Source organism: Pseudoduganella buxea (assembly GCF_009720835.1).
Lineage (GTDB): Bacteria > Pseudomonadota > Gammaproteobacteria > Burkholderiales > Burkholderiaceae_D > Rugamonas > Rugamonas buxea.
This window is the reverse complement of record NZ_WNKZ01000172.1, coordinates 1-4,503: the sequence shown is the minus strand read 5'-3', so window position 1 is coordinate 4,503 and position 4,503 is coordinate 1. Positions and strand designations below refer to the sequence as shown.

The 4,503-nt window shown below is 56.7% G+C and carries 4 protein-coding genes and 1 pseudogene; all 5 read right to left on the bottom strand.

Annotated elements, in window-relative coordinates; translation table 11 throughout:
• Positions 1-204 precede the first annotated feature (204 nt).
• Complete coding sequence (locus tag GM672_RS27125; RefSeq protein ID WP_155473612.1) at positions 205-528, bottom strand: hypothetical protein; 324 nt, start codon at positions 526-528, stop codon at positions 205-207.
• A 38-nt stretch (positions 529-566) separates the two neighbouring features.
• Entirely contained in the window at positions 567-1,133 is a 567-nt protein-coding gene (locus tag GM672_RS27120; protein ID WP_155473611.1) for a DUF4329 domain-containing protein, read from the bottom strand.
• On the bottom strand, positions 1,130-1,567 hold the full coding sequence (locus GM672_RS27115; protein WP_155473610.1) for a hypothetical protein: 438 nt from the start codon (positions 1,565-1,567) through the stop codon (positions 1,130-1,132). The genes GM672_RS27120 and GM672_RS27115 overlap by 4 nt, the downstream gene beginning before the upstream one ends.
• Positions 1,564-2,949, bottom strand: coding sequence for an RHS repeat-associated core domain-containing protein (locus GM672_RS30275; RefSeq protein WP_503826364.1), 1,386 nt, complete (start codon positions 2,947-2,949; stop codon positions 1,564-1,566). Before GM672_RS30275 ends, GM672_RS27115 begins: the two co-directional genes overlap by 4 nt.
• A 577-nt stretch (positions 2,950-3,526) precedes the next feature.
• Positions 3,527-4,503 (bottom strand): annotated as a pseudogene (locus GM672_RS29440) (hypothetical protein); the annotation flags it as partial.

The following is a 4,503-nucleotide window of genomic DNA, read 5'->3' as shown; positions in this document are numbered from 1 at the left end:
CCTGCGCCACCTGCTTGATCGCTGCAATCTTGAATTCCTCTGTGTACCGCTTACCGCTCATATCTTCTCCTTGTGCCCGACATTATGGCTCAGGAGTGTCTACGATAGTCGTGGCGATTCAGTTCGTGCCAGGTCGTGATGACGAACTCGTCGTCCGGGAGTGGATTGTTGTCGAATCGGTCAAATGTTTGAATTGTTAATGTCCTATTTGATCCCTTGCTCTTTAATAATTTTCCAGTTTTCCTTAGATATAAAATAAGTTAAAGAGCCGGGCACGCGATTCGCGGTGCCAAGTCCTCGTTTTCCAGGTGTGAGTTTCCCCATAAACGTGACGACGAATAAGTCGTTAGTGTAGGTTTCGGTCTTTCCAGTTTCTAGTGATATCGTAATGGTAAAATCACGCAGGTCTTTACCGCTCGCCACGAACTCGTCACATGCAATCTTCAATGCTTGCATTGCGCTCCCACTTATAGAAAGCACAGATGGGGAATTCGATTGGAACATCGGTTCAGAACTGGTGTTTTTCATAAATATTCCGATCAGAACAATGGTGAGTAGATTTTTTCTCATAGCTTGTAGACGTGATTTGTCGCGGCTCTGAAACCCTTATAGCCCGCACTCGGAGTTCCCACGTAGGCTCTATAATCTGGGTGAATGGAAAGCCCTTGGCGAGCCGCAGGCAAGTCCCCGCTGCCGTCAGCTCCGTCGGAAAAGTTGTTGCTGTCGTAATAATCTTTTGATTTCGTTGTCCTGTTTCCGTACTTATCGGAGTGATCGCCATGAGTGTGCCAATAGCCGGATTCCCTTGCGCATCTAGGGATTTTTGGCGCGCGATCCTCCCATGGGTCAACGCCATCCTTTGTCCCTTTGATCGCTTTTGTGTAGTCATATTTGCCATCGGGTGTCTGGTAGATTAGCCCACCATATTCAAGGTTATCTCTAATTGATTTGGCAACGCAGAGATCCTCTTTAAGGGTGAATTCCTGTATTCTTTCCCTTGCGGCAAATTTAAATTCCTTAGAATTACCAGCATGTCCAACCTGCGTCGCTTCGTGGTATGCGCCAACTGCTTTCTTTGAATCGGATTTTCTTTTCCTTATGCCTCTTTTAGACCCTCTTTCCAGTGATCTCAACGCGGCCTCATGAAGATGTCCGCTTGAAACGCACGTAGGTCATAGCACACTTCAAGTTCACCCCATTTGAAACGCCATATAAGACGCCTATTTCCTTTTTTATCAGGGGGGCTCTCGACACTCCTCTCAATAAATTCTGATAGTAGTAGGTATTCATGTTTCACCCCATTTTCACTAACGTCATCCCAACTCCTCATAGGGCTGTCTAGCCAATGCAATCTCAGCCATTCAATTCGTTTCTCTCGCAACCTGATGAAAGCGCCAAATCTCATTCCACCTGCTAAAGTCTCGGTATAATAGTAAATTTTACCTCTACCGTTCACCCGCTGCTCTATTAAACCTTTTTTGGCGAGATTTTTTAAATCCTGAATATCAAAGGTTGTGCGAATATCTATCGCGCCTGTGCTGATCTTTCCTTCAATAAAATTAATCATGGGCTTGTCAATTCTAAAATGGGTCCTTTTTCCATGCTCGTGCGATCTTTTGCGGATACGTAGAACTGGGTTCCCCCGCCCGGTCCGTATTGATGATTGGCCAAGGCGAAGGCCTTTCCTACGCAAAGATCTTCTTTTAGTGTGAATGCCTGTACTTTTTGCCTCGGACCATACATGAAGAGGTCGGAATCCTTTCCGGAGTGCCCTACTTGTGTGGCCTCATGATAAGCGTTAACTGATTTCTTTGAGGCGGCAACCGTGGAGGCGTCAGCAAAGAAGCCGCCTGGCTTCGCGCCGTACGGATACAGTGTATAGACAGTGGTTCCTTTCGGTAGAATCACGTTTGACCAGCGGTCTTTGTTAGGGTAATGCTCACCGCTCTGGAATCTTGACGCGCCGCGTGACGGATTTTTAGTGCCGACACAAGGCGTTCCACTACAAGCTGGGCAAGATTTTTTCTTGTTCTTGTTCCGCAAACCTAATGGGTCAATCCAGCCCGTTGGGTTTGGCGCGTACTGATAGGGATTCATCCCGCCCAACAGACCGATAGGATCAGCCGTTATATAACGGGCGCCGACCGGATCGTAGTACCGATACCGGTTGTAATGCAGCCCAGTCTCGTCATCAAAGTACTGCCCTTGAAACCGGATTGGATTGCGCATCCCAGCCCTGTGCGCCGCGTCGCTGATCGCCTCCCTCGCTTGCCCCCACGCCTTGTACTGCGCCGACCATGCTACCTTGCCCTCATGGTCCGTCAACTCCTGCGGCGTGCCAAGATGATCGCATTGATAGAAGGCGATCTCCTCCTTGGTGAACGGCTCGGCTTCCTGCTCGCAGTCGCCATTCCACAGCGGATCAAGCGCGATATCGTACTTGCCGTCATTGCCCGCCATGAGCGCCTTGATATCGGTCGTGGGCGGCAGTTGAAGGGCCTGGTTTCGCGCGACCTGCACCAGCGGCACGAAGCTGTCACGTTCGTAGATATAGTGCACCGTCCGTTCGCTCCCTGCAAAGCCCTGGTGCACGCTGCTTTCCAGCGCCAGCGTATCGCCATCCCAGCCGTACATGGTTCGGGTAGCCTGGCTGTGCTTGGCGATGCGCCGTCCCAGCGGATCGTAGGCAAAGGTGGTGACGCCGTGCCGGGTGATGGCGCGCGTCATCCGGTTGAAGGCATCCCACTCAAAACTGTCGCGCTGCCCATCCTGCGCGCGTTCGACGAGATTGCCGCGCTCGTCGTAGCGGTAGCTGGTGCCGGCGTATTCCTTGGGCAGGTTGTCCAGCACCTTCGGCAGCGGGGCAGGGCGGCTGATCCTCTGCTGCTGCGCAGGGTGGGGTGCCTGAATATTGCCGGCCGGGTCGAAGGCGAAGCTTTCATGGCCCATGGCGCTGTTGGCCGCCAGCAGCCGCCCCACCGGATCGTAGCGGTACTCGATGCGGCCGCGCCGGGTGTCGTCGATGGTGGTCAGTTGGCCGGACGGGTCGTAGTGGTAACGCCGCTGGATTGCTGCCTGCATGCCGGCCTGGACGTCGTGACGGTACGGGTCTGGGGAAAACTGCCGGTCCTTCCCGTTGCGTGGTGCACTGGCGCCCAGCTGCTGTTCGATCAGGCGGCCGGCGGAATCGTACTGCATCGTTTGCAGCAGGCCGTTGGCCTGGGTGCGGGCCGTTTCCTGGTACAGCGCGTCGCGCTCGAAGGACACGAGCTCTTGTCCGTCGAGCAGCAGGCCGTGCACGTGACCGGCGCCGTAGGTCAGCCATTCGGTGCGGTGGCCGTCGGGGCGGGTCGTGCCGATACGTTGATTGAGTTCGTCATAGCGGTGGTGCCAGACCGCAGTGCGCTTCTCGAGGTGGAACGGGCCCTGGTAGTGCTGGTGTTCGCGCACCAGGTTGCCGGCGGGGTCGTAGAACCATTGCAGCCGGGCGTGTTCGTTCCGTGCGTCGGCCAACTGGCCGTTGGCGTTATAGGCGAACGTTTCGATCTGCTCCGGCTGGCCGGGGGCTGCGGCCCGGCGTTGCACGAGGCGGCCTATGGGGTCGAAGTCGAGTCGCGTGATCACGCCGGCGTCGATGGTTTCCGCCAGCACGCCGGTCGATTCGTCGTAGCGGTAGTCGGTGGCCTTGGGCATCGAAACCCTGTTCCTGAAGCAGGCGGCCGACCGGGTCGTAGCGGAAGCGGTACACGCTGCCGTTTTCGTTCTCCAGCGCGGACAGGCGGCCCAGCGCGTCCCACCGGTACTGCAGGCTTTGCCCAAGGGCGTCGATGCGCTGCGCGATCAGTCCCGCTGCCGTGTAGCGGTAGGCGGTGCGGCGTTGCAGGGCGTCCGTGTGTGCCAGCAGGCGGCCTTCGGCATCGTGGCGCAACTGCTCTTCGCTGCCGTCGGGGTGGAGGACGGTTTCCAGTTGGCCGGGGTGATTGCCGGTGTCTACGCTGTGCGCCAGTGTCTCCGCGCTGACGGGCGTGTAACGGTAGCGGGTGACGTGGCCGGCGGCGTCGATGCTTTTGACCAGGCGCTTGCGCTCGTCGTATTCCCACTGGCTGCGGTGCCCGGAGCAGTCGGTGTAGCTGGCGAGCTGGCCGTCTCGGTTATAAGCGAGCTGCTTGACGCCGCCCTTCGCATCGGTGACTTCGACGGGCCGGCCGGACTTGTCGTAGGCGTAGTGGGTCTTGTTGCCGCGCGGGTCGGTTTCCTCGACGAGGTGGCCCTGGGCATCGTAGTCGCGCTTCCAGGTGCCGCCTTCGGCGTCGCGGATGCCGGTGATGCGATGTCGGGCGTCGTATTCAAAATGGACCTGGCTGCCGTCGGCGCGAGTGTGCGTGAGCAGGTTGCCGTGGTCGTCGTAGCGGAAATGCTCGCTGCCGCCGTCGGTGTGGATATGACGCACGACATTCTTGGCGTCGTCGCGGAACAACCATTCCTCCAGCCCGTCCGGATACA